At 32.3% G+C, this 703-nt stretch carries 1 protein-coding gene; it reads right to left on the reverse strand.

The window, feature by feature from the left end; all coding sequences use genetic code 11:
- Positions 1 to 608 (reverse strand): ABC transporter substrate-binding protein (locus AMO08_RS05240; RefSeq protein WP_143323820.1); only part of this gene is annotated, 608 nt, incomplete at its 3' end.
- Positions 609 to 703: the final 95 nt, after the last annotated feature.

Raw genomic sequence — 703 nt, forward strand, 5'->3', positions numbered from 1 at the left:
GCGCCACCAGCTTTAAAGAATTCACCACCATGACCAATAAACATGTTTACAAACTCTTCTGCTAAGTTCCAACCTGCTTTATAAGCTGCAGCATAAGGATATTGCATTTTACCTGAGGCTCTGATTTTTTCAGATGCAGCAACTACTTCCTCGTATGTTTTTGGAACAGCTATACCAAGATCTTTTAAAACATCTTCTCTGTAGTATAAGTGTTGTGTATTAGCCATAAATGCTACAGCCATTACTTTTCCATCAATAGTAATTAATTGTGAGTCCTGAATTCCTTTACCATATTTTTTAACAAGATCGTCTAATGGTCTAATTAAATCTTGGTTCATTAAAGGAACAATTGAACTATTAGCAGCGATCCTTGCTGAAAACTCAGAGGGATTCGCAGTTAATGCTGGCACTGCAATTTTATTGTGCTCTGATGAGTGAGTCACTTTAAAATCAGCACTTCCTTTACATTGTTTAGAAGTTTCAACGAAAGTTCTTAATGCAGGAAAATCATTAGCCAAAATATTTATTGAACCACTTTTAATGTTACAATCTGCAAAAGCAGAAGTTCCAAATAGTAGAAACAATAAAGTAACTAGTATTTTTCTCATATTTTTCTCTCTATATTTGTTAGTTAAATTATAATTTAAGTGCAAAAACTATATCTATTCCTCAAAAAGAATAAAAGAGATAATTAAATCACTTT

The sequence above is a fragment of the Candidatus Pelagibacter communis genome (assembly GCF_001180205.1).
GTDB classification, from domain to species: Bacteria; Pseudomonadota; Alphaproteobacteria; order Pelagibacterales; family Pelagibacteraceae; genus Pelagibacter; species Pelagibacter ubique_O.